This window comes from Cutibacterium equinum, assembly GCF_028021195.1.
GTDB classification, from domain to species: Bacteria; Actinomycetota; Actinomycetes; order Propionibacteriales; family Propionibacteriaceae; genus Cutibacterium; species Cutibacterium equinum.
The window spans coordinates 875,640-901,172 of the sequence record NZ_CP115668.1; the positions used below are offsets into that span (position 1 = coordinate 875,640).

A 25,533-nucleotide genomic window follows, 5' to 3' on the forward strand; every position below is an offset into this window, starting at 1 on the left:
GTCTGTGGCAAGGGTTCCTAGCCCTCCAACACCGACGTGAAGGCCTCCATCTTGGCCCGGGTCTCGATCCATTCCTTGTCCGGGTCAGAACTGGGCATGATCCCGGCGCCGGCATGAACTCGTACGGATTGGTTGTCAGGGGAGAACTGACCGCAACGCAGGGCCAGGGCCCACTGGCCCGATCCGTCCGGCGACATCCATCCGACTGGGCCGGCGAACCGTCCTCGGTCGATGGTCTCGGTCTGCTCGATGAGCTGGTAGGCCAGTTCTCGCGGGGTACCGCACACGGCTGCCGTGGGGTGAATGACGTCGACGATGTGTGCCGCGTTCGTCGTGGTGACCCTGGCCGTGATGTCGGTGGCCAAGTGGGTCACATTGGGTAGTTCCAGCAGGAAGGGTCCTCGAACAGCAGGTTCGGACAGCCCTGCCTCGGCCAGTCGCCCCGTCACGGAAGCCACCGCGAGTTCGTGCTCACGGTGCTCCTTGGGATCGTGCAACAACTCATGGGACCACGAAGGCTTGCGGGTGCCCGCGAGCACCCGGCAACGAAACAGGCCATCGCGGCAGTCGACGAGCAGCTCGGGAGTCGCCCCAACCAAACCGTCATGGCAGTAGGTCCAGCAGCCGCTGAACTTGCCCGAGAGCCGGGCGGCGACCAGTCCACGGTCCATGGGGGCGGATGCTCGCACACTCACCGACCGCGAGAGCACCACCTTTTCCAGCTCCGAGTCCTGCGACAGCCGAGTCGTCGCGGTGGTGACGGCATGGCGCCACTGATCGGCGTCAAGGTCGAGAAGCAGGGTGTCGATGACCGGCAGGTCGCCATCGCGCCGATGAAGCTGGGGGGAGTCTGCGCCGAAGACGACAGTGCTCTCGCCCAGGTGACGACGCACGAGGAGGACAGCGGGGACGACGAGGAATCCGTCGGCGTCACGGGAGAACGGGAAGGACCCAAACGCCACGGGGGCTGCGTCGGGGTGCTCGGCAGCCCACGACGAATAGGCCGTGAAGGCCTTCTCGGCGGCGCCATGCCCGTGCGCGGTGAAACGGGCCTGCTCACCCCAACCGACCATGGCCGGGGCATCGTCGGTGTCAGGAGCGACCCAGATCCACGGGTCGACCTGCGGCGGGCAGTAGCGACGCACGGCGTCCAACCATCGTGCCCCACTCGCAGCAGACAGATCGACATCGCAGGACAAGGTGTGCACGAGGGCAGATGCTACTCCGGTGCGCCTCGCCTCAGGGGCGATCATCGCGTCCAGGCAGATCCCTCCGCCCGGGCCTGCTCGGCCAGCCTGATCACCTCACGGCGATCCACCTTCCCAGGAGCCAACATGGGAATGGCCTCAGCCGTCACAACCACCTGCGGACGCAATTGCCGTGGCAGATCGACGGCTTCTCGGACGCGATGCGGCTCCGCACACCCCGTGACGACAGCCGTGACAACCTGACCCCACCTCTCATCAGGTAGCCCCACGACCACACACTCAGCCGCCAACCCGGTCGAAGTGACGGCATGGGCCACGTGACCAGGGGAAATCTTGAGACCGCCGGAGATGATGAGGTCATCGGCCCGACCATCGACGACGAGACGGCCATCCTGCCAGTGGGCGATGTCCCCGGTGCGGTACCACTGCCCGGTCGGGCCCTCGTCGAGGTATCCCGACATCACCATGGGACCTGACAGGGACACTCGCCCGTCCTCGTCCAGACTCACCTGCACACCGTCGAGCGGAACCCCGTCGTAGACGCACCCGCCACAGGTCTCGCTCATCCCGTAGGTCAGCACGATCGGTATTCCGGCCGCCCGAGCCTCAGCAACCAGCTCTGGAGAGGCCGCAGCACCCCCGACGAGGATCGCCGCACACCTCGCCAAGGCCACCCGAGCAACCGGATCACCCATGCAATCGGTCAACTGGGTTGGCACCAACGACAGGTACACCCGATCCTTCGGGTCCTTCTGAACTGCGGCATCGATGGCCTCAGCAAGGGCTCCAGGAGTGACCTTTCCCTCGACGACGACCACCGAACGATCCCCGACTGCGGCACGGGCGACGACCTGCAGACCGGCAATGTGGTGGGGAGGAAGGGCGAGCACCCACGTTCCGGCCCCGCCGAGTCGGGCATCCGTGGCGTTGATGGATGCCAGCAGCTGAGACGCTGAGATACCGACAAGACGCCCGTGAGCAGATGTCGACCCAGACGTCCTCAGGACCAGCCCGACCTCATCGGGCAGGAAGACCGTCCGTCTCTCGATGTTCTCGAGGGTGGCCACGAGGTTCTCCTCGCCCCCGGCCGGCACGAGAACTGACCTCGTCGAACCATGAAGGAACTTTCTCAAGCGCTCTGTCAGCCAGTCGACGTCTGCTTGGGTGCGCTCCACCCTGACGACGTGCAGTCGTGCGGTCTCGGCCATCAAGCCTCCTGTCGGGTCGTGGTGTCCGCCGGTGAGGGATCAGTAGTAGTACGGGTAGGCCGACCAGTCGGGGGAGCGGTGCTCGAGGAAGGCGTCTCGACCCTCCTGGGCCTCCTCGGTCATGTACGCCATGCGCGTCGCCTCCCCGGCGAAGGCCTGCTGACCGGCGATGCCGTCGTCAACCATGTTGAAGGCGTATTTGAGCATCCGGATGGCCTGCGGGGACTTGCCGGCGATCGTCAAGCCCCACTCGATGGCGATGGTCTCCAGCTCGGCGTGGTCGACGGCGCGGTTGATGACACCCCACTGCTCGGCCTGTTCGGCGGTGTAGGTCTGGGCCAGGAAGAAGATTTCACGGGCCCTCTTGTCACCGATCTGGCGAGCCAGCAGGGCCGAACCGTATCCGGCGTCGAAGGAGCCGACGTTGGCGTCGACCTGCTTGAACCGTGCATTCTGCCGACTGGCCACGGCCATGTCAGCCACCACCATGAGGGAGTGGCCGCCACCGGTCGTCCAGCCAGGAATGGCAGCAATGATCGGTTTGGGGGTGGCGCGCATGAGGCGCTGCACCTCGAGGATGTGCAGACGCCCCAGTCGTCCCTTGGCGATCCGCTCCCGGCGTGCGTCAGTGGCCAGGTCCTCGTCGCCGGCAGCCTCCTGGGACTCATACTGGTAACCGGCTGCCCCCCGAATGCGCTGGTCACCGCCGGAGCAGAAGGAGTACCCGCCGTCGCGCGGGGAGGGCCCGTTGCCGGTCAGGATGATGGCGGCCACGTCGGGAGTGCAGCGGGCGGTGTCGATGCAGCGGTACAGCTCGTCGACGGTGTGCGGTCGGAAGGCGTTGCGGATCCCCGGACGGTCGAAGGCGATGCGTACCACCGGCAGATCCTCGCCGGCCGGGGCGTGATCGACCTCACCTCGCGAGATGAGCCGGTGGAAGGTCATGTCGGTCAGGGGATCGCCGGAAAGGCTGACCTCGCGCCAGCGGTCTGCGTCGAAGGTGTCGGAGACGAAAGGAAGGGTGCTCACTCGGTGGAAGCTACCACCCTTGGCTGGGCTGCCTCATCTGCGATGGCGTGCCAGCCATGACGCCGCGAGCACGCCACCGATGGCACCACCCAGATGGGCCTGCCAGGAGATCCCGGCCTGCCCGGGTAGGACACCCCACAGCACTGATCCGTAGATGAGGAAGACGACGATGGCCACGACGATGTCGCGCAGCCTCTTGGTGAACAGACCTCGGACGAGCAAATAGGTCAACCATCCGAAGACAATTCCGGAGGCTCCGAGGGTGATGGTCCCCGGGGCGCTGAGGAACCAGGCGAACAGTCCCGAGCACACCGTGATCATGAGTCCCGAGACGACCCAGGTTCGCGTCGACTCCATGTAGACGAGCATGCCGAGGACGAAGAGTGGCACGGAGTTCCCGGCCAGGTGGGCCCAGCCGTAGTGCAGCCACGGGGCAGTGAAGATCTCCCACAGCCCCTCGGCAGTCCAGGAGTGGATCCCGAACTGATCGAGGGTGTTGCCGAGCGCAGTGTCGACCACCTCGAGGATCCACATGATCGCGACGACGACAGTCATCACGCCAGCACTGCTGGCGATGGAGTTCGTGCGGCTCGGCGGTTGGGCCTGACGTCGACGGACAGGGGTGGACGTCGGAGGCGGGTAGGAAGTCATGTATCCAGTGTGTCAAAGAAGAATCGGGATAATTCTGTGATTTTGGTCACAAAAGACCCCCTGTTGTGGTTCCATCGTTTCCAACATGCGAAACGGATGCCGCGAGAGTGGCAGAAGGTCGAGGAGGACCGTATGACCGACCAGCACGACGTCTTTCAACCTGATCAGAGCATCATCGACAATGCCTGGGTCTCGGACTGGAAGACGCTTGAGGAGAAGGCCAAGGCCGACCCGGTGGCGTACTGGGAGGAACAGGCCCGCAATCTTGAGTGGTCCAAGCCGTGGGACAAGGTCCTCGACGATTCCGGCAAGCCCTTCTTCAAGTGGTTCACCGGAGCCAGGACGAATATCGTCACCAACGCGGTGGATCGTCACCTCAACACCGCTCGTCGTAACAAGTTGGCCCTCATCTGGGTCGGTGAGAACACCGACGAGGTGCGCACCTTCTCCTACTTCGCCCTCAACCGTGAGGTCGAGCAGATGGCCAACGTCCTCAAGGCCATGGGCGTGCGCAAGGGCGACGTCGTCACCATCTACCTGCCGCGCATCCCAGAGATCTTCTTCGCGATGCTGGCCTGTGCCAAGATCGGTGCGGTGCACTCGGTGGTGTTCGCCGGGTACTCGTCGGAGGCCCTCAATCAGCGTATTGACGGTTCGGAGTCCAAGGTCGTCATCACCGCTGACGGGTCGTGGATCAACGGCAAGGTCTTTCCGATGAAGCAGATCGTCGATGATGCCGTGAAGTTCTCGCCGACCGTCGAGAATGTCATCGTCGTGCGCAACACCAAGTCTGACGTCGCCATGGATTCCACCCGCGACCACTGGTATCACGAGCTGTGCAAGCTGCCGATCGCCAAGGGCAAGTGCCAGACCGTCCAGGTGGACGCCGAGGATCCGCTGTTCATCCTCTACACCTCCGGGTCGACCGGCAAGCCGAAGGCCATCGTCCACACCCACGGTGGCTACCAGGTTGGTACCTACACCACCCTCAGGAACTGCTTCGACATCAAGGAAGAGGACCGTTGGTGGTGTACCGCCGATCCGGGCTGGATCACCGGTCACTCCTACCTCGTCTACGGCCCCCTGCTCAACGGGGCCACCGTCTTCATGCATGAGGGCGGCCCGACCTACCCGTATCCCGACGGATGGTGGCAGCTCATCGAGCATTACGGCATCACGAGTTTCTACACCGCTCCGACGGCCATCCGCACCTTGATGCGCTTCGGCGAGGCCTGGGTGCGCAAGCACGACCTGTCCAGCCTTCGCATCCTCGGCTCGGTCGGTGAGCCGATCAACCCGGAGGCCTGGCGATGGTTCCACGATGTCGTCGGCAACGGCAAATGCCCCATCACCGACACCTGGTGGCAGACCGAGACCGGAATGTTCCAGATCACCACGGTTCCCGCGATGCCTCTCAAGCCCGGCGCTGCTGGTCGGCCGGTCTTTGGTCAGGAGGCCGCCGTCATGGACGAGGAGGGTAACGAGCTGCCCCCGGGTCAGGAGGGCTTCCTGGTGCTCAAAAACCCCTGGCCATCCATGATGCGGACCCTGTACAAGGATCCCGACCGCTACCTCGACACCTACTGGAAGAAGTACCCGGGGCTCTACCTCACCGGCGACTCCGCCCGTATCGACGAGGACGGCTACATCTGGATCATCGGTCGCACCGACGACGTCATCAAGGTCTCCGGTCACCGCATCGGCACTGCCGAGGTCGAGTCCGCCCTCGTCTCTCACCCGGCGGTTGCCGAGGCCGCGGCCATCGGCTTGCCGCACGAGGTCAAGGGAAACTCCATCCATTGCACCGTGATCCTCGCTCAGGGTTACGAGCCTTCCAAACAGCTCACCGCCGACCTACGCGCCCACGTCGCCGAGGTGCTCTCCCCGATCGCCAAGCCCGACAGCTTCGACTTCGTTGAGAAACTGCCGAAGACCCGTTCAGGCAAGATCATGCGTCGCGTCCTCAAGGCACGCGCCCTGGGCCAGGACGAAGGAGACTTGTCCACCTTGGACGACTGATTCCCGACGCTGCTTGCGCAGGTACATCGGACACCACCACATATGGACAACTGAAAAGGGTCTCGACGCTGGGTACGCCAGGCGTCGAGACCCCACCCATATCCAGTTCAGATTCACCAAACCCGAGTGTCAAGGAGGACACCATGACTGACGAGACCATTGTTGACCCACCCCAACCCGTCGTCGATGTCGCCAATGTGGGCGATTGGAACACGCTGCTCGAATCTGCCGTCGCTGATCCCGAAGGTTTCTGGGAGGCCGAGGCCCAGGAACTTGAGTGGTCCAAGCCGTGGGACAAGGTGTTGGATCGTTCCGACGCCCCGTTCTTCAAGTGGTTCACCGGAGCCAGGACGAATATCGTCACCAACGCGGTGGATCGTCACCTCAACACCGCTCGTCGTAACAAGTTGGCCCTCATCTGGGTTGGTGAGGACACCTCGAAGGTGCGCACCTTCTCGTACTTCTCGCTGGCTCGTGAGGTCGAGCAGATGGCCAACATCCTGCTCTCGATGGGTGTGCGCAAGGGTGACGTCGTGACCATCTACCTGCCGCGCATCCCGGAATTGTTCTTCGCGATGCTGGCGTGCGCCAAGATTGGTGCGGTGCACTCGGTGGTCTTTGCCGGGTATTCGTCGGAGGCTCTCAATCAGCGTATTGACGGTTCGGAGTCGAAGGTCGTCATCACTGTCGACGGGTCGTGGATCAACGGCAAGGTGTTCCCGATGAAGCAGATTGTCGACGATGCTGTGAAATTTTCCCCGACCGTCGAGAATGTCATCGTCGTGCGCAACACAGAGTCTGAGGTCACCATGGATCCGACCCGTGATCACTGGTATCACGAGCTGTGCAAGCTGCCGATTGCCAAGGGCAGATGCGAGACCGTCCAGGTGGACGCCGAGGATCCGCTGTTCATCCTCTACACCTCCGGGTCGACGGGCAAGCCGAAGGGAGTCGTCCACACCCACGGTGGCTATCAGGTGCACCTGTCGGCGACCATGAAGTACTGCATGGACATCCACGAGGAAGATCGTTGGTGGTGTACCGCCGATCCGGGCTGGATCACCGGCACCTCCTACGTCATTTATGCCCCGCTGCTGCGTGGCGCGACTACCTTCATGGCTGAGGGCAGCCCGGTCTTCCCGTACCCGGACGTGTGGTGGCAGCTCATCGAGCATTACGGGATCAACAGCATGTTCACCGCTCCGACGGCCATCCGTACCCTGATGCGTTTCGGTGACGCTTGGGTGCGCAAGCATGACCTGTCCAGTCTGCGCATCCTCTTCAGTGCCGGTGAGCCTCTCAATCCGGAGGCCTGGCAGTGGTTCCACGATGTTGTTGGCAATGGAAAGTGCGCCGTCATCGACACCTGGTTCCAAACCGAGACTGGTGCTATGCAGCTCACCAGCCTCCCCACGATGCCAAAGAAGCCGGGATCGGCGGGCAAGCCCATCCCCGGTCAGGAGGTTGCCGTCGTTGACGAGGACGGCAAGGAGGTTCCGCCGGGCACTGACGGCTTCCTGGTCCTCAAGAACCCGTGGCCGTCGATGCTGCGCACGCTCTACAAGGAGCCGGAGCGCTATGTCGACACCTACTGGTCGAAGTACCCGGGGGTCTACCTCACCGGTGACTCGGCCCGTATTGACGAGGACGGCTATGTCTGGATCATCGGTCGGACCGACGACGTCATCAAGGTTTCTGGTCACCGCATCGGGACTGCTGAGGTCGAGACGGCTGTTGGCTCCCACCCAGCCGTCGCCGAGTGCGCCGCCATCGGTCTGCCGCACGAGGTCAAGGGCAATGCGATCCACATGGTCGTGGTGCTCCACACCGGATATGAGCCGTCCAAGGACCTCATCGCCGACATCCGCGCCCACGTCGCTGAGACCCTCTCGCCGATCGCCAAGCCCGACACCATTGATTTCGTCGAGAAGCTGCCGAAGACTCGCTCGGGCAAGATCATGCGTCGGGTCCTCAAAGCCCGTGCCCTCGGCGAGGACGAGGGAGACCTGTCGACCCTCGACGACTGAGTCACGTCGCTGATGTGACAGGGCCAGGAGTGAGAGGACCGGGACACTTCAGGTGTCCCGGCCCTCGTCATGGTTCCCGGCGGCGTGGGCAGCCACGCTCCTGGGAATGTGAGGGGGCAGGTCCTCGACAGGATGGGAGTTGCGACACATCCATCCGAACGAGGAGCCTGCCTTTGAGACACCACCGTAATGCCGCCTTGACCTTCGAAGCACGTCGCCGGCTGGTCCAGCGCTGCCACCATCGTCTGATCGCCCACGTGGCAGCCGAGGCTGGCGTGTCACGGGCGTGCTTGTCGAAATGGGTGAACCGCTACCGCCGGTTCGGGCAGGCCGGCCTGGTCGATGGTTCCAGCCGTCCCCGCACCAGCCCGACCATGACCAGCCCTGAGGTAGTCGACCTGATCGATACCTGGGGTCGTGACCACACGTGGTCGGCCGCCCGGATCAGTGTGGAGTTGGGGGTCAAGGGCCACCAGCTGTCTGTCTCCACGGTGACCCGCTGGCTGCGGAAACTCGGGCTAAACCAGCGCCGCTTCCTCGACGTCGATGGCACCTCTACCCGCAAGCCTGGCCGTACCACCGCCCGGTTGCCAGGCCACATGGTCCACATTGATGTCAAAAAGGTCGGCACGATCCCCGAGAGCGGGGGCTGGCGCATCCACGGCAGGGGCACCGACACGTCAGGTCCCACACGGGGAATCGGTTACACGTTCCTGCACACCGCCATCGACGGGTTCAGCCGCTTGGCCTACACCGAGGCCCTGCCCGATGAAAAGACCCAGACCACGGTCGGGTTCCTTGCCCGGGCCCGGGTCTGGTTCGCCGCCCACGGCATCACCCGCATCCTCAAGGTGATCACCGACAATGGCAACGCCTACCGCTCAGCAGTGTTCGCCACAGCGCTGGCCGCCACCCGGACCCGTCACCAGCGGATCCGGCCCTACACCCCCGCCACAACGGGAAGGTTGAGCGCTGCCACCGGATCCTGGCCGAGGAACTCCTGTATGCCCGGCCCTACCGGTCAGAAGCCGAGAGGAACCGGGCCATCGCCGTCTGGAACATCCACGACAACTACCATCGACCCCACACCGCCTGCCGAGACCAGCCACCAGCCACACGCGTCCACGAACGCGTAACCAACGTCATGACCTCTTACAGTTAGTGTGGGTCCTTTCTTTCTTCGGATGACGGCTTAGACGCCACTCATCCTGACGGGGAGACCTGCCCCCTCACATCCCCGGCCGCGTCTATAACGTCATGGACCGCAACGCCTAGACGCGAGGAGTTGCGGGGCCTGGCTGTTGAGCGGAGCATGGCTGTTGATAGGGGAGCCAGACACAGGCGCGATAGTAGCCGCTCCACGATAGTTTCGTGATCGACTCCGTTTGAGGGCGCGGCGCGCTAACAGACATGCCTCAGAGGATTGAGCCTTCAGCGGAGGACACGAGACGGACACCGCTCCCGGCTGTTTCCCCCCGAGCGTAGGCAGGCAGCGGTCGCCAGCTTCCTGCGGCAGACGGGCCGTCTCCATGGTGTCTTGTCTGCAACCGCAACCGATACGCTTTCGCGATGACCTTACTGACGCCCGCGCAGCGTCCGATAGCCGAATCCTCCTGCGCTCAGACACCGATCATGCCCTCACAACCGCCCTGCCGGAAAGCTCGACGGTAGATCATCCTGTTCGCGATGATTAAGAACCGGTCGCCCGGTTGGATCCCCGCCTCGACACCAGAATTATCACCCGTTCCCCTCGTCGCTTGACGAGGAAGGTAAAGACACCCCGGTACCAGACGAAGCCTTTCGCAGACGGTGGTGATGAGGGCGTTTTCCGCCAGATTGGGATTCCCCCTGCGTAGTCATCAGCCACGAAGTCGAAGTAGGGCTTTCTGCATAACCAACTCGAAGGGTTCTAGGCCGTCGATTGGATTCAGCGCCGTAGGGACCGGTTCGTAGCGGGCGATGAAGTCCTGTAGAGCCGATTCGGTGACGTGCAGGGCATCCGCATGAGTCTCCCGATTTCTCGCTGCCAGACGCTGGCGGAGTACGTCGATAGGGGGTTCAAATTTGACCAGAACAGGGACTCCTCCCGCTCGTGAAACGAGGCGTACCCACTCCAGACGATCATCGTCCGTCCACAGTCCGTGATCTAGGACCACGCGCTTTTCCCGGCCGATCTCATCGAGCAGCTGTCTCCGTGCAGTCTCTAAAGCTCTACGCTCAAACTCGGGATATAGAGGCTCAGGGTAGTCAACTCCGTAACGTCCGAATTCGTCAAAAACCAGCTGGTCGACCGAGATGCGAATCCCGCCCTTTGAAGCCACCCTCTTTGCGAAGGTAGACTTCCCAGAACCTGTCAGCCCTGCGAGAAGGAGACAAAGGGTTCGATGTCTTTCGGTGGAGGGCATCTGCTCCGTGTGGGGAACGTCCATGGTGGCATGGTACTGAATCGCTCCGGTATGTCCGGCGACTCCGAACTTTGGGAAGGTTGGAGTCGTATCGGGCAACACGAGCAAGCGCTACCCGACTGAGTTGGCGCGGGTGGTGCGGATGTATCACGAGACCCGCCCGGAGTACGAAGGTGACTGGCCGGCTGTGGTCAAGGTCGCCCAACTTGTCGGTGTCTCGACCCGGAGACCCTGCGGCGCTGGGGGCCGTCAGGACGAGGTCGACCAAGGACAGCGTCGGAGTGTTAGCAGCGAGGAGTCGTCCGAGGCCGCACGGTTGAAGCGTGAGAATGCGGAACTGAGAAGGGCGAATGCGATCTTGAAGGCGGCGTCGGCTTTCTTTGGTGGCCGAGCTCTACCGGCCGGGGCAGTGATCGTCGACTTCATCCGCGAGCACGCCGGCAGGCGTGAGGCGGATGGGTTGCGGTGGGATGCCGAGTCGATCTGCCAGATCCTGCGGGTTCATGGCATCGAGATCGCCCCATCGGCCTACTACGAGTGGCGCGACAAGCCCTTCGGTAAGCGTGAGCAGCGCGTCTAGACGGTATGGGTGACTCTGTTTCGGGGGTGAGGGTCTGGTGGGCTGGGGTCTTGCCGCGTGACGATTCGTGGGTTGCCGGGCGGGGTGGGCCCCTCTGGCCTTTCCGTCATGTGTGGGGGCTTGGTTGTTTATCGAGCGTAGGAGTGTTGGTTTGGATGTGTATGCCCGGTCCGTGGTGGTGCATGTGATGGACGTCCAGACCGGAGGAGTCTTCAAGGCCAGGCTGTGTCCCGATCCTGGGGGGAGGTGACGGCGTGGGTCACGGCTTTGCCCGGGCTAGCTGCGGTGATCTTGGAGGCTGGCCCGACCGGTTATGGGCTGGCTCGAACTCTCCTGTGGTACGGCATCCGGACGGTCGTCGCGGCCCCGTCCAAGTTGCAGCGGCCTTCGGGGGCGAGGGTGAAGACTGATGCGATTGACGCCGAACACCTGTCGACCCTGTTGCGGCTGGATGGGTTCACTGCAGTCACTGTCCCCGACGAGTTCACCGAGGCTGCCCGCGGCCTCGTCAGGGCTCGGGAAGACTGCCGCAGTGACCTGATGCGAGCCTGTCATCGAGGCTCGAAGCTCCTGGCGCGTCATGGGGTCGTCTACTCGGGTGGGTAGGCCTGGAGTAACGCGCATGATGCTTGGCTTCAGCGGTAACGGTTCGACTCTGTGCTGGTCCAGGCCGCGTTCGATGAGGCCTATGACAGTGTGATCACGATCACGGCGCGCCGATTGTCTCGACCAGCGCATCACCGTCATGGCCCAGAACAGCCTGTGGGCCGACACGGTTCACCGGCTTGGCTGCCTGCGGCCAATCTCGACCCTGACCGGGTTTGGCCTGGTGGTCGAGATCGGCGACTGGGCCAGGTTCACTGGCAACTCGATTGGCTCGTTCGTCGGTGTGGTCCCGTCGGAGAACTCCTCGGGGCAGTCATGATCGCCGGGCCGATCACGAAGACCGGTAACGGTCATGCCGCCGGCTGCTGGTCGAGGCCGTGTGGCACCACCAGCACCGTTACGTGGCGGGCACGACGATGCGTGAGCGTTGGGACCTCGCATCCCCAGCGGCCCGGGCCCGCGGTGACCTGGGCAACCGTCGTCTCCACTACCGCTGGGACCAGTTCACGAAGCGTAGCAAGCCCAGCAACGTCGCCGATGCTGCGATCGCCCGCGAGTTGGCGGGTTGGTGCTGGTCGCTGGCTGTCCTCGAGGAATAACCGGCTCGAGGCTCACACACTTGGCTCGAAGACCGGCCGGTCACGGGGTGAGGTAGCGACCGGAACGACCCGCGATACACCATGAGCAGCCGACACCAACGTGTCGGCGATGCTCGATCCTAGACGCGCGTGAGGTTGCGAGCCGAAAACATCGTCCTGCGGTATCCAGCCCGCGAATATCAGACTGACATGGCCGTGGTACAGACACGCGGAACCCCTGACCACAACCACTTCGGGTTAACACAAGGCAGGCGCCGCCAGACATCCAGCCCGGTGGCGCCTCGTCCTGCCCTCTTGACAAAGCCTGCACCCATACCAGGTGTTGCGGTGCATGACGTTGGTTACGCGCCGGGGTGTGAGGGGCACGGATCGAGGTGGGAGGTCTCAGTCCATGCCAGAGGTCTCCAAGCCCTGCACCAGATAGCGCTGCAGGACGAGGAAAACGATGACGACCGGCACGATCGCCACCAAGGCTCCGGCGAACAACTTGGGGTAATTGACTCCCTGGCTCGTCATGAATCGGCTCAAGGTGAGCTGGATGGTCATGGTGTTGTCGCGGGCCACCAGAAGTGGCCACAGGAAGGAGTTCCAGGCACCGATGAAGGTGATCGTCGTCACGGCCGCGATGATTCCCTTGGAATTGGGGACGACTATGCGCCACATCGTCGTCCACGGGTTGGCTCCGTCGAGATTCGCGGCCTCTTCCAGCTCGTGGGGGAACTCCAGCAGGGACTGTCGGAACATGTAGGTTGCGAAGGCCGAGAACATCATCGGGATGATGAGGCCTCGGTAGGAATCGATCCACCCGAACCGGGTCGTCATGATGAAACTCGGCACGAAGGTGACGGCAGTCGGCACCATGAGGGTGAGCACCGTCAGCCGTAGCACCACTGTCGCGGCCTTGTTGGGGAACCTCGCCAGCCCGTAACCAGCCATGAAACTGACGAGGACCGTCAGCAGCGTCTGGCCGACGGCCTGGATGGCCGAGTGGAGCATCGCTGCGGGCAGGTTGAGGTCAGTGTCGCTGAACAGATCCCGCAGTACCGAGAAGTCGAGGTTGTCAGGCAGCCACGTCCATTCTGCGGCGACGAAGGCTTCCGAGCTGGTGAAGGCATTTCGGAAGATGACGTAGAAGGGCAGCAGGAACAGCAGGGCCAAGATGAACAGCACGACGATCTTGAGGCCGTGCAGGAATCTCCCGGAGCGGCCCGTGACCATGTGGGAACGTTCCTCAGCCATGGGACACCTCCTCGCGACGATCCTGGGCGGTCGGCGTGATGGCCTTCTTCTCGCGACGCTCCTGGCCGGTCACCAGCCAGTTCTGGGCCAGGCCGAACAGCACGATGATGCCGGTGACGATGACCGTTCCGGCCCCGCCCATGCCAAGATCCTGATCGGCCCCACCGACGCTGATGAGGTACAGGTGCACCAGCGGGGGACGCGCGTACGGCGGATAGGTGCCCGAGGAGGACAACAGGTTGTAGAACTCGTCGAATGCCTGGAAAGCACCGATGAGCAGCAGCATGAGGACCGCAGCGCTGACTGCGCGCAGTTGCGGCAGGGTGACGTGACGCAGGGTCGCCCACCGGCCCGCGCCGTCAATGGCAGCAGCTTCATAGGTGTCAGTCGGAATGCGGTTGAGACCGGCGATGAGCAGGATCATGTAGTAGCCGACCTGCAGCCACAGTCGCAGTGAGACCAGCGCGATCCAGTACCAGTAGCCCACCCCGGACAGCCAGTCGATGTTGCTGCCACCGACCTTGCGCAGCAGGGAGTTGACCAGGCCGAACCGTGCTCCGTTGAAGAAGCTGAGCCGCCAGACCATCGCCGCGACGACATAGGAACAGGCCGTCGGGATGAAGAAGGAGGAGCGGAAGAAAGCCCGCAAGGTGCCGACGTTGTTGAGTGCCAGCGCAAGGGCCAGGGAACACACGTAGGTGAGAGGGACGATGAACACCGCGAAGACGATGAAAACCAGCATCGACTTGCGGAACAAGGGGTCGGTCAACAGGTTCTGGTAGTTGGCGAAACCGACGAACGTCGTGGGGGACAGGGTCGCCCGAGCATCGAAGAACGACAGGTAGGCGCTCCAGATAATGGGGATGCAGACGAAGATCAGCAGCCCGATCAGGAACGGCGCAACGAACAGGGCAAACCAGAGGTTACGTCCCTGGCGCCCCCGAACTCGCTGCCAGAAACTGCGGGGCGGGGGCTTCGAGAGTGTCGACGAACTCACTTGTTGACGCGCTTGAGTTCAGCCTTGGCCGTCGACTGCACTCCCGCAAAGGCCGATTTCGGGTCTTCACCCTTCTTGACGACGTTCGTCAGCGCGGCGCTGTAGGCGTCGGAAATCTTGGAGGTCCAGAACAGGCTCGGGGCCTTGCCATACTTGTCGACCATCTTGGCGGCGTCCTTGCCGGGGCCGCTGTTGATCTGGGAGCACTTCTCGGTGAGGTCAGGCTGGGACGGGATGTGCGTTCCGAAGGAGTTGGCGAAGTCGACCTGCTTGTCAGTCTGATCGACCCACAGCCACTTGGCAAACTTCCGGGCAGCCTCGACGTCGTTGCTCGTCCCCTTGGCAGCGACACAGGAGCCGTAGGCACCGAAGGGGACGGCCTGCTTGCCGGATGCGCCGATGGCCGGGAATGCGATGACGCCGAAGTCGTCCTGCCATTTCTTGGCGATGTCGCGGAGGGACCACAGGCCACCCCACTGCATGGCGGTCTCGCCGTTGACGAAGGGGGCGGGGTCGAACCAGTCCTTCGATGCGGCGGTCAGCAGAGCACCGGACTGGTGGAAGTCACGGTAGGCGGACACGGCGTCGAAGAAGGGTTGCTCCATGAAGGCGACGTCGGTGTGGTCGTCATTGAGCTGGTCGAAGCCGGAGGCCCAGATGAGGAGGTTGCCGAGCACACCGACGCCACCGTCGTTGCCGGCGAAGAACCCGCCCATGTCGTTGGTCTTGACGGCCTTGGCAGCCTCGACGAGTTGCTCGAAGGTGGTCGGGGCCGACAGCTTGGCCTTCTCCAGTACTGACTTGCGGTAGTAGAGCAGCTGCATGTCGACGACCTGGGGGATCGCGTAGATCTTGCCGTCGAGGGTCATACGATCCAGCACCGGCTGGGAGAACGTGGACTTGGCGTCACCGATGGTGTCGGTGAGGTTAACGACCTGGCCCTTCTGGATCATGTCAAGGGTGGCGCCGTACTCGGACTCGAAGACATCGGGGACGCCCGATCCGGACAGCAGGGTGGTGCCCAGCAGCTTCATGTAGTCGGTGCCGGGGTTCCATTTCACGGTGACCGAGGCGTCCTTGTAATCCTTGGCGTAGCGATTGACGGCTTCCTGGACACCTTTCTCGCCGTACTCGTGGTACCACTGGACGATCTTTCCGGAGCCACCCGACGTGGAGCTGGACTTCGAGCCGGTGGATACCCCACCGGTGTTCGACCCGCACGCGGTCAGGACGGCGGCAGTGGCCAGGCCGGCAGAGGCGCTGAGGAGACGACGGCGAGAGACATTCATGAAGGCAGCTTAAACCTCGAACTGTTGAAATTTCACCCGTCGCCCTTGGTGTTCGCCATTCGGATAGCCAGAAGGTGTGGTGGCTCGGCCCCACCCGCCCCAGATGGCATCATGCAAGAGCGACATCTCAACCCCTGGGACTGAGGAGGACCATGACGCCCCCAGACGGACACCTGCCAGCCCTCCAGCCCGCTGACGGGCCATGGAGTATCTACGTGCACGTGCCGTTCTGCGCGTCTCGGTGTGGCTACTGCGACTTCAACACCTATGTCCTCTCGGCCATGGGGGATGATGCCGTCTCCGGTTACCTGGCCGCCGCTCATCGCGAGATGGATCGTGCTGCTCAGGTGTTGGGGCAGCGTCCGGCGGTGTCCACGATCTTCTTCGGTGGTGGGACTCCGACGATGCTCACTGCCGATCAACTGGGGGAGCTCGTCGACCACGTGCGTACGGTGTGGGGGATTAACGACGATGCCGAGATCACCACGGAGGCCAATCCGGAAACCCTCGACGAGGATGTGCTGTCCGGGTTGCTCGAGGCGGGGATCAACCGGTTGTCCATGGGTATGCAGTCCTCCGACGAGCACGTCCTGACGATCCTCGATCGTCGTCACCGGCCCGGGCGTGCGGTGGAGATGGCGCAACTGGCCCGCCGGGTGGGATTTGACGACGTCAGTCTCGACCTCATCTTCGGCACTCCAGGTGAGGATCTGGACTCGTGGCGACGCAGCCTCGATGCGGCGTTGACGGCCGAGCCCGATCACGTCTCCGCCTATTCCCTCATCGTCGAGGAGGGCACCAGACTGGCGGCACGCATTCGGCGTGGCGATGTGCCGATGACTGACGAGGACGACCTGGCCGACAAGTACCTCATCGCCGAGAAGACCCTCACCGAGGCGGGGTACGTCAACTACGAGGTGTCGAACTGGGGCCGGCCCCGCAACGGTCGTGACCACCGGTGTCGTCACAACATGGCGTACTGGCTGGGACACGACTGGTGGGGGATCGGTCCGGGAGCCCATTCGCACGTCAACGGGACACGGTGGTGGAACGTCAAGCACCCGGCGACGTATCGCAGCCGGTTGGCCGATGGTCGGCTGCCCGTCGAGGACCATGAGGTTCTTGACGCCCAACAGCGCCACGAGGAAACGGTGCTGTTGCGGCTGCGCCTGGCTGACGGGTTGGCCTTGTCCCAGTTGACGCCGGTGGAACGTCACCGGGCTGAGCAGATCGCAGAGCAGGGGCTTGGGGCATTTGAGGATGACTGCTTGGTCCTCAACCTGTCGGGTCGGATGGTGGCCGACCGGATCATCACGGATCTGTTGATGTGAGCGTGTCGCGGTCCTACCGGGGATTTTTCGGCTGGTGATCGACGACGTGTTGTCATGGCCATGGGTGGCAATACAGTGGCTACCGTGATCGACCGGTACTCCCACGATGTGCTCGCAAGCGGCTGGCGCACCTCTCACATGAAAAGCAGCGTAGACATGCCGTTGGAACTCGACATGGTCGTCGAGGATCCCTCGAGCGGATATGTCGGGGCCGTCGTCGCGTGGCACAACGGCCTGGTTGTGCTCGAGGATCGCAAGGGCAAACGCAAGTCCTTCCCTATCGGTCCTGGGTTCTGGGTCGACGGCACACCCGTCACTCTGCGCATTCCCTCGCGTCAGGGCAGTGCGAGTATCACGCACACGGCGTCAGGATCGGTTGCTGGGCCGGCCGAACCTGCCAGGGTCGCTCTTCCCAGCCGCATCTACGTCGAAGGTCGCCACGACGCCGAACTCGTCGAGAAGATCTGGGGTGACGACCTGCGCCACGTCGGGGTCGTCGTGGAATACATGGGTGGTATGGACGATCTGGTTGGGATCGTCGCCGAGTTCAGGCCGGGGCCAGGGCATCGCCTGGGAGTGCTCGTCGACCATCTCGTGGCCGGGACCAAGGAATCCCGCGTGGCAGACGAGGTTCGGCGCGGAGGATATGGCGAGTACGTCATGATCACCGGCCACCGGTTCATCGACATCTGGCAGGCCATCAAACCCGAGCGGATCGGCCGGAAGGAATGGCCGCAGGTTCCCATGGACGAGGACTTCAAGCTCGGCACCCTGAAACGCCTCGGCCTGCCGCACTCCACACAGGCCGACGTCGGCAAGGCCTGGCAGGCCATGTTGCACCGGGTGCGTGACTGGCACGACCTGGATCCGCGATTCAACACCGAGATGGAGAAACTCATCGATTTCGTCACCTGTGACCACGTCGATGAGCTCGACGATGAGGAGATGGCATGAACATTGACGCTCAGAGTGTCGGCGATCTCATCCGCGACGTCGCAGCCAGGGTCATCGATCCGCGGTTCCGGTCCTTGCAGGATCACCAGATCCACGAGAAGAAACCCGGTGACTTCGTCACCGATGCCGATCGTCAGGCTGAGGAGGAGCTGGGTGCGGCGTTGATCGCGTATGCGGGTGGGGTTGTCGTCGGGGAGGAGGCCGCCTTCGCCGACCCGACCATTCTCGACGCCCTTCCCGACGCCGACCTGGCCTGGGTCATCGATCCCATCGACGGCACGAGAAACTTCGTGCGCGGATCGGAGGACCACGGGGTGATGCTCGCCCAGCTCAATCATGGCGAAACGGTGAGGGCCTGGATCTGGCAGCCCCAGCACGGCCACATGTGGTGTGCTGAGCGTGGCGCAGGGGTCACCTGTGACGGTGAGACGGTGAGACGAGGAGGCTCCCAGGTCCCGATTCGCGCCGCGACGACCCATGAGGCATACAAGATCGCCTCACCGCAGGTCGAGTGGCAGATGTCGAAGTGGTGCTGCGCGGTGGACTACCCGCTGATCTGCCTGGGACAGACCGACGTCACCGTGTATCAACACTCCCATCCGTGGGATCACCTGGCTGGAGCCCTCATGGTGCGTGAGCTCGGTGGGGTCGTCCGCAGCGCCGATGGGGTCGAGTACGGGCCAGCCGGCATGGCGGGAAAGCTCGTCGTCGCGGCTGATGAGCAGGCTTACCGGGTGGTCGCTGATCTGCTGGGTTGAGCGGTGTGGGGCGGCCGGCCTCAGGCCAGCTGGGGAGGAATGTGCTGGCCCACCGGGGTGAGGGGAATCTCGACGGGGATTCTCTCGGCCAGGTCGCCGCGTTGTTCCATGACGGCGACGGCATCGACTGGGCGCCCGTGGCCAGGCACGTAGACGCCCACGCCATCGGTGCCCGTGATGACCGCGTCAATGGCGCGCGGCCAGCCTCGCACATCGGTTGTCTCGTCGGACTGTGGTGGCCCGGCGGTCTCGACCAGATCCCCGACGAAGGTCACCTTCTCCTCGCGGATGATGACGACGAGGTCCCCGTCGGTGTGTCCAGGGCCCGGGTGAATGACCTCGGCGCCGAGACCACCCAGATCGACATAGGCCATCAGGGCGATGGGGTGGTCAACACGCAGGCCGGGGCAGTGAGCCACCGCAGCCTCGTGCATCCAGCTCTGGGCCCCATCAATTCCTGCAAGTCCGCCACTGTGGTCATCGTGGTGGTGGGTGACGACGACCCGATCGACCGGGCGGCCCAGCATGGCTGCTGCCGACATTGCCAGGCGTGCCCCCTGCTCAGGAGAGGATCCAGTGTCGATGAGGAGAACGTGATCGTCGCCGGCCACCAATCCACAGGTGACGGTTTCCGGTTCGATCGTCGTCGTCCACACTCTGGCCGTCAGAGCGGTCCACTCGGGATTCTGGGGATTGGTCGACATGGCCACCAGTGTGGCACGTCTGGGGAAATGCGCTGCCAGCGAGAGAAGCAGAAGGATTCCAGACGAACGCGATAAAGTGGCACTCGGCACCTGAGAGTGCCAAAGTGAGGCTTGTACCCGATGAGGTCGCGTGAGGAGGGATTGTGCTCGACGACCGCAAGCTCGACGTGCTCAAGGCCATCGTCACCGACTATGTCTCCAGCAAGGAGCCGGTGGGCTCCAAAGCCCTGGTGGAACGTCACGGCCTGGGGGTGTCCCCGGCAACAGTGCGTAATGACATGGCTGTGCTGGAGGAGGAAGGCTACATCACCCACCCTCACACCAGCGCCGGTCGTATCCCGACTGACAAGGGGTATCGCCTCTTCGTTGACCGAATCGCCACCGTCAAGCCGCTGTCTGGGCCAGAGCGTCGAGCCATCCATGCCTTCATGAGCGGGGCCGTCGACCTTGATGACATCGTGCGCCGCACGGTGCGACTTCTCGCCCAGATCACCCACCAGGTGGCGATCATGCAATACCCGGTGGCGACGACGGCCACGATCCGTCACCTCGAACTGGTGAGCCTGTCGACCGACCGCGTCCTCATCGTCGTCATCATGTCGTCGGGGTCGGTGGAGCAGCGGATCGTGGAGCTTCCCGGCCACGACGAGCAGAATCTTGCTGGGCTTCGCACCAGGCTCAACGAGGCCCTCGTCGGCCTGACGGTTGCACAGGCCGCTGACTCCCTCAATCGGCTTCTTGACGAGTTCGACGAGTTCGGACCAGCCGAGAGCCAGCACGCAACCTCGGTCGTCGCGACTGTCCTGGAAATCCTCGCCGTCGATCCGTCCGCCCGTGTGGTCGTCGCCGGAGTTCCCAATCTCACCGCGTTCGGTGCACAGTGGGAGACGATGGTGCGTCCGGTCCTGGAAGCCCTCGAGGAGCAGGTCGTCCTCATGCGACTGCTCGGCGAGGTCACCGCCGGGGAAGCCGGCGAGGTCACGGTGCGTATTGGTGCCGAGAACACTGACGTGCCCTTCCAGTCCACCTCATTGGTGGCAAGCACATACGGTCCTGACGATGCCCTGTCAAGCCTCGGTGTCGTCGGACCCACCCGAATGGACTACCCCTCAACCATGGCAGCCGTGCGAGCCGTGGCCTGTTATGTGGGCCGGTTCCTGGCAGAAGGATGATCCTTGAGCAACGACTATTACGAGATTCTCGGCGTTTCCCGGGATGCCAGTTCCGACGACATCAAGAAGGCTTATCGCCGCAAGGCCATGAAACTTCACCCCGATGTCGCTGGGCCGGGATCGGAGGACGAGTTCAAGAAGGTCCAGGAAGCCTATGAGGTGCTCCAGGACCCGCAGAAGCGCGCCGTCTTCGACCGTGGCGGAGACCCGAACGCCCGCATGGGTGGATTCGGCGAGGGCGGATTCAGCACTGCCGGATTCGACTTCACCAACCTCGTGGACGCCATGTTCGGTGGCGGAACCTCCTTTGGTGGTGGCGGACGTGGGCCCCGCTCCCGGACCCGACGCGGCCAGGACGCCTTGGTGCGGATGCGCCTGAGCTTGGCTGAGGCGGTGTTCGGCGTCACCAAACCGCTGGACGTCGACACCGCGGTGGTGTGTCCGAAGTGTCAAGGTAAGGGAGCACAGTCCGGCTCGGAGCCGGTGACCTGCCACACCTGTGAAGGGCGCGGCGAGGTCATCACGGTGCAGCGGTCCCTCCTTGGTGACATTCGCACGAGCCAGCCCTGCCCGACCTGTCGTGGCTACGGCACGGTGATCCCCGATCCGTGCCAGGAGTGCTCCGGTGAGGGGCGGGTGCGCACCACCCGCACCATCAACGTCAAGATCCCTGCCGGAGTTGCTGACGGCAACCGGATCCACCTGGATTCCCAGGGAGAGGTGGGCCCCGGTGGTGGCCCGGCCGGCGACCTCTACATCGAGATGACGGTCAGCCCGCACGAGGTGTTCACCCGAGAGGGAGACAACCTCGAGATGATCGTGACGATCCCGATGACGGCGGCTGCGCTGGGGAGCAAGGTGCCGGTTCACACCTTGGAAGCCGATCGCGAGGACTTCGCGGACTCCGAGAAGTCGGTCACCGTCGAGGTGCCATCGGGAACCCAGTCGGGCGATCGCATCGTCATCCCCGATCGTGGCGTGCCGCGACTGCGCCGTGGTGGCCGGGGTGACCTGGGTGTCACTGTCATCGTGCAGACTCCGACCAAGCTCGATTCCCACCAGAAGGAGTTGTTGCGTCAGCTGGCCGAGGCTCGGGGGGAGACCGATGCGTCGGCGTTCGTGGAGAAGTCCGGGGCACGCGGCATGTTTTCTCGCATCAAGGAAGCGTTCGGCGGATGAGTGACCCCTGCTTCCTCGGTGAGGTTGCTGGAGCCACGCCCGGAACAGTGGTCGACATCACCGGGGCGGAAGGCCACCACGCCAGTTCGGTACGCCGTATTCGGGTGGGGGAGTCCGTTCTCGTCACCGATGGCCAGGGCCATGCAGTGCGCGGACCTGCCATCGAGGTGACGAAGGGATCGGTGAGAGTCGAGGTGGTCGAGGTGCTCGAAGCCCCCGTCACCGCTCATCGCTGGGTTGGTGTCCAGGCCCTGCCGAAGTCTGACCGCGCCGAGCTTGCCGTGGCGACTCTCACCGAGATGGGCGTTCACGAGATCCTGGCATGGCAGGCCGATCGCAGCATCGTGCGCTGGAAGGGCGACAAGCAGGCCAAGGGCGTGGCCAAGTGGCAGGCGGCTGCTCGTGAGGCCACCAAACAGTCGCGCAGATTCCTTGTTCCCCCGGTTGCGCTGGCTCAGACCGAGGATGTGGTGGACAGGATTCGTGGCGCAGCCGCGGCCTATGTGTTCCACGAGTCAGCCACCGAACCCCTGGTGCGTCAGAACCTGCCGGAGTCTGGTGAGGTGATGTTCATCGTCGGGCCTGAAGGTGGCATCACCGACCAGGAAGTTGAGGCCTTCGTGGCTGCCGGCGCTCATCCGGTGACCATCTGTGACGCAGTGTTGCGGACCTCGACGGCCGGCGTGGTTGGGCTGACCCAACTTCGGGCCATGGCCGACCACGCCGGGTGACCTTCCGCGCTGTTCCATACCTGACATGGCCATACCTGATATGGCGATGGGGCCGGACGGGTTTCCGTCCGGCCCCATCGGTGTGGAGGGGGATTGCCGTCGCGTGACGGCAGTTCACTGGCTCACTTCTTGGTGGCACCACCCAGAGCAACGGCGAGCAGGCCACCGATGAGGCTGATGTTCTTGAAGAACTGGATCTGCTCGCCGGCCTTCTCATCGCCGTCCTTCTCCCAGAAGGGGTGTCCGGCAAGAGTGACGGGGACGAGCTGGGCGGCCAGGATGGTGGCGGCCAGACGCGGCTTGATGCCAAGGGCCAGCATGGATCCTGCGGTCACCATGGTGCCGCCGTTGACCTTGACCAGCAGGCTGGGATCAACATCGGGGATCTGGGAGCGAACTGCCTCGGGCATCTTCCCGAAGAGTCCGTCGACAGCTCCGGAAAGGTAATCGGCGCTCGTGACCTGGCCGAGGCCTCCCTTGATGAAGATGGCGGACAGAGCGGAACGGGCGATGAACTTGGCAAGAGACATGAATCCTCCTAGGTACTAGGTGCTACTTCCATCGTGCCCTATCAAGGCTCGCGAAGGTGCCACGTTCGCGTTTAGGTGACGAATCCACTACTTTTTCGTGGTCTCGCTCAGGGATAGTGGCGCACGCGGACGAGTGGTTGGCGGGGAAGTGCCGGGTCTCAGTGGGTCAGCGCGAGGGCCAGCGGCAGGACGGGGCCTGACCCAGCTCGTCTCAACACCCGTGCGGCGACAGCCATCGTCCATCGACTCGAGATGACGTCATCGACGAGAAGTACTGGGGCACCGCCGAGGTGGGACAGCCGTGACATGAGTTGCGGTCCGACGTTGAAACGGTCGTGCACATCTCGAAGGCGGTAAGCCGAATTCGTCGATGAATCGAGGCGTGGGGCGTTGTGTTCCAGATCGAGCCAGCCAAGGTCTTGGAGCTGACCGACTCGGGCCAGCCCCGAGGCCAGGGAGTCGATGAGGCGAGGCCGGGTGACCGATGGCACTCGGACCACGGCGGCCGGGCGATGTCCCCAATCCCATTCGGCCAGGACCTTGAGGCAGGCCTTGGCCAGTGCCGGGGTGATCTCGGCGTCGATGGGAACGCCGTTGGCATCGTTGCGCAGCAGGTCTCGCAGCGGCCCTCCCCAACCCAGGTCGGAGAGCCTGGCGATGACGCGGCCCTCCTCGGCCATCTCCTCGGTGCCGATACGGCCCTTGAGACCAACTCCCAAGGTGTCCATCCCCGATGGCCAGGTGGTGCGCGGCTCGATGGGAACACCGACCCTGTCGAGGATGGTTGTCGCCGAGCAGGATGCCGCCGGGTCGATGTCCGTCGGGTACCACGGGCCAGCGCAGACGTCGCAGCGGCCGCATGGTGACGCGGAGGGATCGTCGAGCTGGCCGGTGAGGAAGGCCATCCGGCAGGTGTCCAGATGCTCGTAAGTGAGCATGGCCTGCTGCTCGTCGTGGCGTGCCTGAAGGATTCGCTGATAGCGCTGGGTGTCATGAACCCACCCATTCCCGGTGGCTCTCCAGCCACCACGAACCTTCTCGACCGCCCCGTCCACCGCCATCACCTTGAGCAGCAGATCAAGCTGACTGCGTCTGATGTCGACGCGGGCCTCCAACGCCGGAACAGAGAGCACCTGCCCCTCGGACAGTGCTCCCAGCACAGCGTCGGCACGCTCCTGGGTGGGCATGGCTGCGGTGGCGAAGTACGTCCAGATGTCCTGATCCTCCGGGCCGGGAAGCAGCAGGACGTCGGCGTTCTCGGTGGCCCGGCCTGCTCGACCGACCTGCTGGTAATACGCGATCGGAGAGCTCGGCGCTCCCAGGTGCACCACAAAACCGAGGTCGGGCTTGTCGAACCCCATTCCCAGGGCACTGGTTGCTACCAAGGCCTTGACCTGGTTGTCACGTAGGGCTTCCTCGAGGGTTGACCGTTCCTCGGGGTCAGTGCGTCCGGTGTAGGCCCGCACGTCGTGACCTGCTTCGACCAGTGCGCGAGCGGTGTCCTCGGCCGCGGAAATGGTCAGACAGTAGATGATCCCGGATCCTGGCAGGTCATCCAGATGTTGCACGAGCCAGCCCAGACGATCAGTTGGGTTTGGCAGGTTGAGCACACCGAGCCGCAGGGAGGCCCGGGCCAACGGTCCGCGCAACACGAAGACATCATCGAGATCACGAGCCGGAGCGATCTGTTCTGCCACGTCCTGAACGACTCGCGAATTGGCGGTGGCTGTCGTCGCCAGCACCGGTATGGTGTCGGGCAGGGCTGAGACAAGGTCGCGGATACGTCGGTAATCGGGTCGGAAATCGTGGCCCCAGTCCGAGATGCAGTGGGCCTCGTCGATGACAAGCATCCCCAGTCGTCCCACCAGATCGGGCAGGTGCTCCGTGGCGAACGTCGGATTGACGAGTCGTTCCGGAGACACCAGCAGGACGTCGATCTCGTCAGCATCGAGCTGCCTGGTGATGTCGGCCCACTCGGTGACATTGGCTGAGGAGATTGCAGCAGCCCGCACGCCAGCGTGTTCTGCAGCGGCCACCTGGTCGCGCATGAGGGCGATGAGCGGGGAGACAATGAGGGTTGGTCCGAATCCGGCAGCTCGCTGCAACAACGCAGCGACGAAGTAGACCGCTGACTTTCCCCAGCCGGTGCGTTGCACCACCAGCGCACGACGGCGATGGGCGACAAGGGCCTCGATGGCCTCCCACTGGCCGGGGTGGAACTCGGCATCGTCGCGACCGACGAGACGACGCAGGATCGCCAATCCGCGGTCATGCAGGGTGTTGTTCGGTGTGTTGAACGGTGTCGTCATGGCCCCTC

General features: G+C 63.7%; 23 protein-coding genes and 1 pseudogene. 13 read left to right on the forward strand and 11 right to left on the reverse strand.

Annotated features, from left to right (window positions below; all coding sequences use genetic code 11):
- Positions 1-17: 17 nt before the first annotated feature.
- From O6R08_RS03995 to O6R08_RS04010, 4 genes are read right to left on the reverse strand one after another with little or no spacing between them, the layout of a single operon-like run.
- Complete coding sequence (locus tag O6R08_RS03995; protein WP_271418836.1) at positions 18-1,253, reverse strand: isochorismate synthase; 1,236 nt, start codon at positions 1,251-1,253, stop codon at positions 18-20.
- Entirely contained in the window at positions 1,250-2,416 is a 1,167-nt protein-coding gene (locus O6R08_RS04000; protein ID WP_271418837.1) for an AMP-binding protein, read from the reverse strand. Before O6R08_RS04000 ends, O6R08_RS03995 begins: the two co-directional genes overlap by 4 nt.
- A gap of 39 nt (positions 2,417-2,455) precedes the next feature.
- Positions 2,456-3,445: a 1,4-dihydroxy-2-naphthoyl-CoA synthase gene (locus O6R08_RS04005; protein WP_271418838.1), complete on the reverse strand. Its 990-nt coding sequence runs from the start codon at positions 3,443-3,445 to the stop codon at positions 2,456-2,458.
- Positions 3,446-3,478: 33 nt separating this feature from the next.
- Positions 3,479-4,000, reverse strand: coding sequence for a rhomboid family intramembrane serine protease (locus tag O6R08_RS04010; RefSeq protein ID WP_271419229.1), 522 nt, complete (start codon positions 3,998-4,000; stop codon positions 3,479-3,481).
- 228 nt (positions 4,001-4,228) lie between these two features.
- Between O6R08_RS04010 and acs (O6R08_RS04015) the strand changes: the two genes are divergently transcribed.
- From acs (O6R08_RS04015) to O6R08_RS04025, 3 genes and pseudogenes are all read left to right on the forward strand, one after another.
- Positions 4,229-6,115: an acetate--CoA ligase gene (acs, locus tag O6R08_RS04015; protein WP_271418839.1), complete on the forward strand. Its 1,887-nt coding sequence runs from the start codon at positions 4,229-4,231 to the stop codon at positions 6,113-6,115.
- Positions 6,116-6,258: 143 nt separating this feature from the next.
- Positions 6,259-8,142, forward strand: coding sequence for an acetate--CoA ligase (gene acs, locus O6R08_RS04020; RefSeq protein ID WP_271418840.1), 1,884 nt, complete (start codon positions 6,259-6,261; stop codon positions 8,140-8,142).
- 173 nt (positions 8,143-8,315) lie between these two features.
- Positions 8,316-9,304, forward strand: a pseudogene (locus tag O6R08_RS04025) (IS481 family transposase).
- A gap of 697 nt (positions 9,305-10,001) precedes the next feature.
- Here the strand turns inward: O6R08_RS04025 and O6R08_RS04030 are convergent.
- A complete protein-coding gene (locus tag O6R08_RS04030; protein ID WP_271418841.1) occupies positions 10,002-10,571 on the reverse strand; it encodes an AAA family ATPase in 570 nt (189 codons plus the stop codon).
- A 118-nt stretch (positions 10,572-10,689) separates the two neighbouring features.
- Between O6R08_RS04030 and O6R08_RS04035 the strand changes: the two genes are divergently transcribed.
- From O6R08_RS04035 to O6R08_RS04050, 4 genes are all read left to right on the forward strand, one after another.
- On the forward strand, positions 10,690-11,127 hold the full coding sequence (locus O6R08_RS04035) for a hypothetical protein (protein ID WP_271418842.1): 438 nt from the start codon (positions 10,690-10,692) through the stop codon (positions 11,125-11,127).
- A gap of 225 nt (positions 11,128-11,352) precedes the next feature.
- On the forward strand, positions 11,353-11,733 hold the full coding sequence (locus O6R08_RS04040) for an IS110 family transposase (protein ID WP_271418843.1): 381 nt from the start codon (positions 11,353-11,355) through the stop codon (positions 11,731-11,733).
- 139 nt (positions 11,734-11,872) lie between these two features.
- The gene (locus tag O6R08_RS04045) at positions 11,873-12,052 is read left to right on the forward strand and encodes a transposase (protein WP_271418844.1); all 180 of its coding nucleotides are present in this window, start codon (positions 11,873-11,875) and stop codon (positions 12,050-12,052) included.
- An 82-nt stretch (positions 12,053-12,134) separates the two neighbouring features.
- A complete protein-coding gene (locus tag O6R08_RS04050) occupies positions 12,135-12,332 on the forward strand; it encodes a hypothetical protein (protein WP_271418845.1) in 198 nt (65 codons plus the stop codon).
- A gap of 384 nt (positions 12,333-12,716) precedes the next feature.
- Here the strand turns inward: O6R08_RS04050 and O6R08_RS04055 are convergent, their stop codons facing one another.
- From O6R08_RS04055 to O6R08_RS04065, 3 genes are read right to left on the reverse strand one after another with little or no spacing between them, the layout of a single operon-like run.
- Entirely contained in the window at positions 12,717-13,571 is an 855-nt protein-coding gene (locus tag O6R08_RS04055; RefSeq protein ID WP_271418846.1) for a carbohydrate ABC transporter permease, read from the reverse strand.
- The gene (locus O6R08_RS04060) at positions 13,564-14,568 is read right to left on the reverse strand and encodes a carbohydrate ABC transporter permease (protein WP_271418847.1); all 1,005 of its coding nucleotides are present in this window, start codon (positions 14,566-14,568) and stop codon (positions 13,564-13,566) included. The genes O6R08_RS04055 and O6R08_RS04060 overlap by 8 nt, the downstream gene beginning before the upstream one ends.
- Positions 14,565-15,857: an ABC transporter substrate-binding protein gene (locus O6R08_RS04065; RefSeq protein ID WP_271418848.1), complete on the reverse strand. Its 1,293-nt coding sequence runs from the start codon at positions 15,855-15,857 to the stop codon at positions 14,565-14,567. Before O6R08_RS04065 ends, O6R08_RS04060 begins: the two co-directional genes overlap by 4 nt.
- A gap of 140 nt (positions 15,858-15,997) precedes the next feature.
- Between O6R08_RS04065 and hemW the strand changes: the two genes are divergently transcribed.
- The 3 genes from hemW to O6R08_RS04080 all read left to right on the forward strand — a co-directional run bounded on the left by hemW (position 15,998) and on the right by O6R08_RS04080 (position 18,900).
- The gene (hemW, locus tag O6R08_RS04070; protein ID WP_271419230.1) at positions 15,998-17,188 is read left to right on the forward strand and encodes a radical SAM family heme chaperone HemW; all 1,191 of its coding nucleotides are present in this window, start codon (positions 15,998-16,000) and stop codon (positions 17,186-17,188) included.
- 75 nt (positions 17,189-17,263) lie between these two features.
- Positions 17,264-18,142 (forward strand): DUF3097 domain-containing protein, encoded by an 879-nt coding sequence (locus O6R08_RS04075; protein ID WP_271418849.1) that lies wholly within the window; start codon positions 17,264-17,266, stop codon positions 18,140-18,142.
- Positions 18,139-18,900 carry an inositol monophosphatase family protein gene (locus O6R08_RS04080; RefSeq protein ID WP_271418850.1) on the forward strand — a complete coding sequence of 254 codons (762 nt, stop codon included), beginning with the start codon at positions 18,139-18,141 and terminating at the stop codon, positions 18,898-18,900. Before O6R08_RS04075 ends, O6R08_RS04080 begins: the two co-directional genes overlap by 4 nt.
- Before the next feature lie 20 nt (positions 18,901-18,920).
- Here O6R08_RS04080 and O6R08_RS04085 read toward each other — a convergent pair whose 3' ends face one another.
- Positions 18,921-19,604, reverse strand: coding sequence for an MBL fold metallo-hydrolase (locus tag O6R08_RS04085; protein ID WP_271418851.1), 684 nt, complete (start codon positions 19,602-19,604; stop codon positions 18,921-18,923).
- 143 nt (positions 19,605-19,747) lie between these two features.
- Here O6R08_RS04085 and hrcA point away from each other — a divergent pair, with 143 nt between their 5' ends.
- Genes hrcA through O6R08_RS04100 form a run of 3 tightly spaced genes read left to right on the forward strand, consistent with a single transcriptional unit; the run spans position 19,748 to position 22,686 of the window.
- Complete coding sequence (gene hrcA, locus O6R08_RS04090) at positions 19,748-20,776, forward strand: heat-inducible transcriptional repressor HrcA (protein WP_271418852.1); 1,029 nt, start codon at positions 19,748-19,750, stop codon at positions 20,774-20,776.
- 3 nt (positions 20,777-20,779) lie between these two features.
- Entirely contained in the window at positions 20,780-21,955 is a 1,176-nt protein-coding gene (dnaJ, locus tag O6R08_RS04095; protein WP_271418853.1) for a molecular chaperone DnaJ, read from the forward strand.
- On the forward strand, positions 21,952-22,686 hold the full coding sequence (locus tag O6R08_RS04100) for a 16S rRNA (uracil(1498)-N(3))-methyltransferase (RefSeq protein ID WP_271418854.1): 735 nt from the start codon (positions 21,952-21,954) through the stop codon (positions 22,684-22,686). The genes dnaJ and O6R08_RS04100 overlap by 4 nt, the downstream gene beginning before the upstream one ends.
- Positions 22,687-22,808: 122 nt before the next feature.
- Here the strand turns inward: O6R08_RS04100 and O6R08_RS04105 are convergent, their stop codons facing one another.
- Together O6R08_RS04105 and O6R08_RS04110 are read right to left on the reverse strand one after the other, a co-directional pair.
- A complete protein-coding gene (locus O6R08_RS04105; protein ID WP_271418855.1) occupies positions 22,809-23,216 on the reverse strand; it encodes a DoxX family protein in 408 nt (135 codons plus the stop codon).
- Positions 23,217-23,374: 158 nt separating this feature from the next.
- Entirely contained in the window at positions 23,375-25,525 is a 2,151-nt protein-coding gene (locus tag O6R08_RS04110; protein WP_271418856.1) for a RecQ family ATP-dependent DNA helicase, read from the reverse strand.
- Positions 25,526-25,533 lie beyond the last annotated feature (8 nt).

Excerpts from the sequence above, each read along its gene's own strand:
- O6R08_RS03995 (WP_271418836.1), bottom strand. The coding sequence starts at position 1,253 with ATGATCGCCCCTGAGGCGAGGCGCACCGGAGTAGCATCTGCCCTCGTG.
- O6R08_RS04000 (WP_271418837.1), bottom strand. The coding sequence starts at position 2,416 with ATGGCCGAGACCGCACGACTGCACGTCGTCAGGGTGGAGCGCACCCAA.
- O6R08_RS04010 (WP_271419229.1), bottom strand. The coding sequence starts at position 4,000 with ATGACTGTCGTCGTCGCGATCATGTGGATCCTCGAGGTGGTCGACACT.
- acs (WP_271418839.1), top strand. The coding sequence starts at position 4,229 with ATGACCGACCAGCACGACGTCTTTCAACCTGATCAGAGCATCATCGAC.
- acs (WP_271418840.1), top strand. The coding sequence starts at position 6,259 with ATGACTGACGAGACCATTGTTGACCCACCCCAACCCGTCGTCGATGTC.
- O6R08_RS04030 (WP_271418841.1), bottom strand. The coding sequence starts at position 10,571 with ATGGACGTTCCCCACACGGAGCAGATGCCCTCCACCGAAAGACATCGA.
- O6R08_RS04035 (WP_271418842.1), top strand. The coding sequence starts at position 10,690 with ATGTATCACGAGACCCGCCCGGAGTACGAAGGTGACTGGCCGGCTGTG.
- O6R08_RS04045 (WP_271418844.1), top strand. The coding sequence starts at position 11,873 with ATGGCCCAGAACAGCCTGTGGGCCGACACGGTTCACCGGCTTGGCTGC.
- O6R08_RS04055 (WP_271418846.1), bottom strand. The coding sequence starts at position 13,571 with ATGGCTGAGGAACGTTCCCACATGGTCACGGGCCGCTCCGGGAGATTC.
- O6R08_RS04065 (WP_271418848.1), bottom strand. The coding sequence starts at position 15,857 with ATGAATGTCTCTCGCCGTCGTCTCCTCAGCGCCTCTGCCGGCCTGGCC.
- O6R08_RS04080 (WP_271418850.1), top strand. The coding sequence starts at position 18,139 with ATGAACATTGACGCTCAGAGTGTCGGCGATCTCATCCGCGACGTCGCA.
- O6R08_RS04085 (WP_271418851.1), bottom strand. The coding sequence starts at position 19,604 with ATGTCGACCAATCCCCAGAATCCCGAGTGGACCGCTCTGACGGCCAGA.
- O6R08_RS04100 (WP_271418854.1), top strand. The coding sequence starts at position 21,952 with ATGAGTGACCCCTGCTTCCTCGGTGAGGTTGCTGGAGCCACGCCCGGA.
- O6R08_RS04105 (WP_271418855.1), bottom strand. The coding sequence starts at position 23,216 with ATGTCTCTTGCCAAGTTCATCGCCCGTTCCGCTCTGTCCGCCATCTTC.
- O6R08_RS04110 (WP_271418856.1), bottom strand. The coding sequence starts at position 25,525 with ATGACGACACCGTTCAACACACCGAACAACACCCTGCATGACCGCGGA.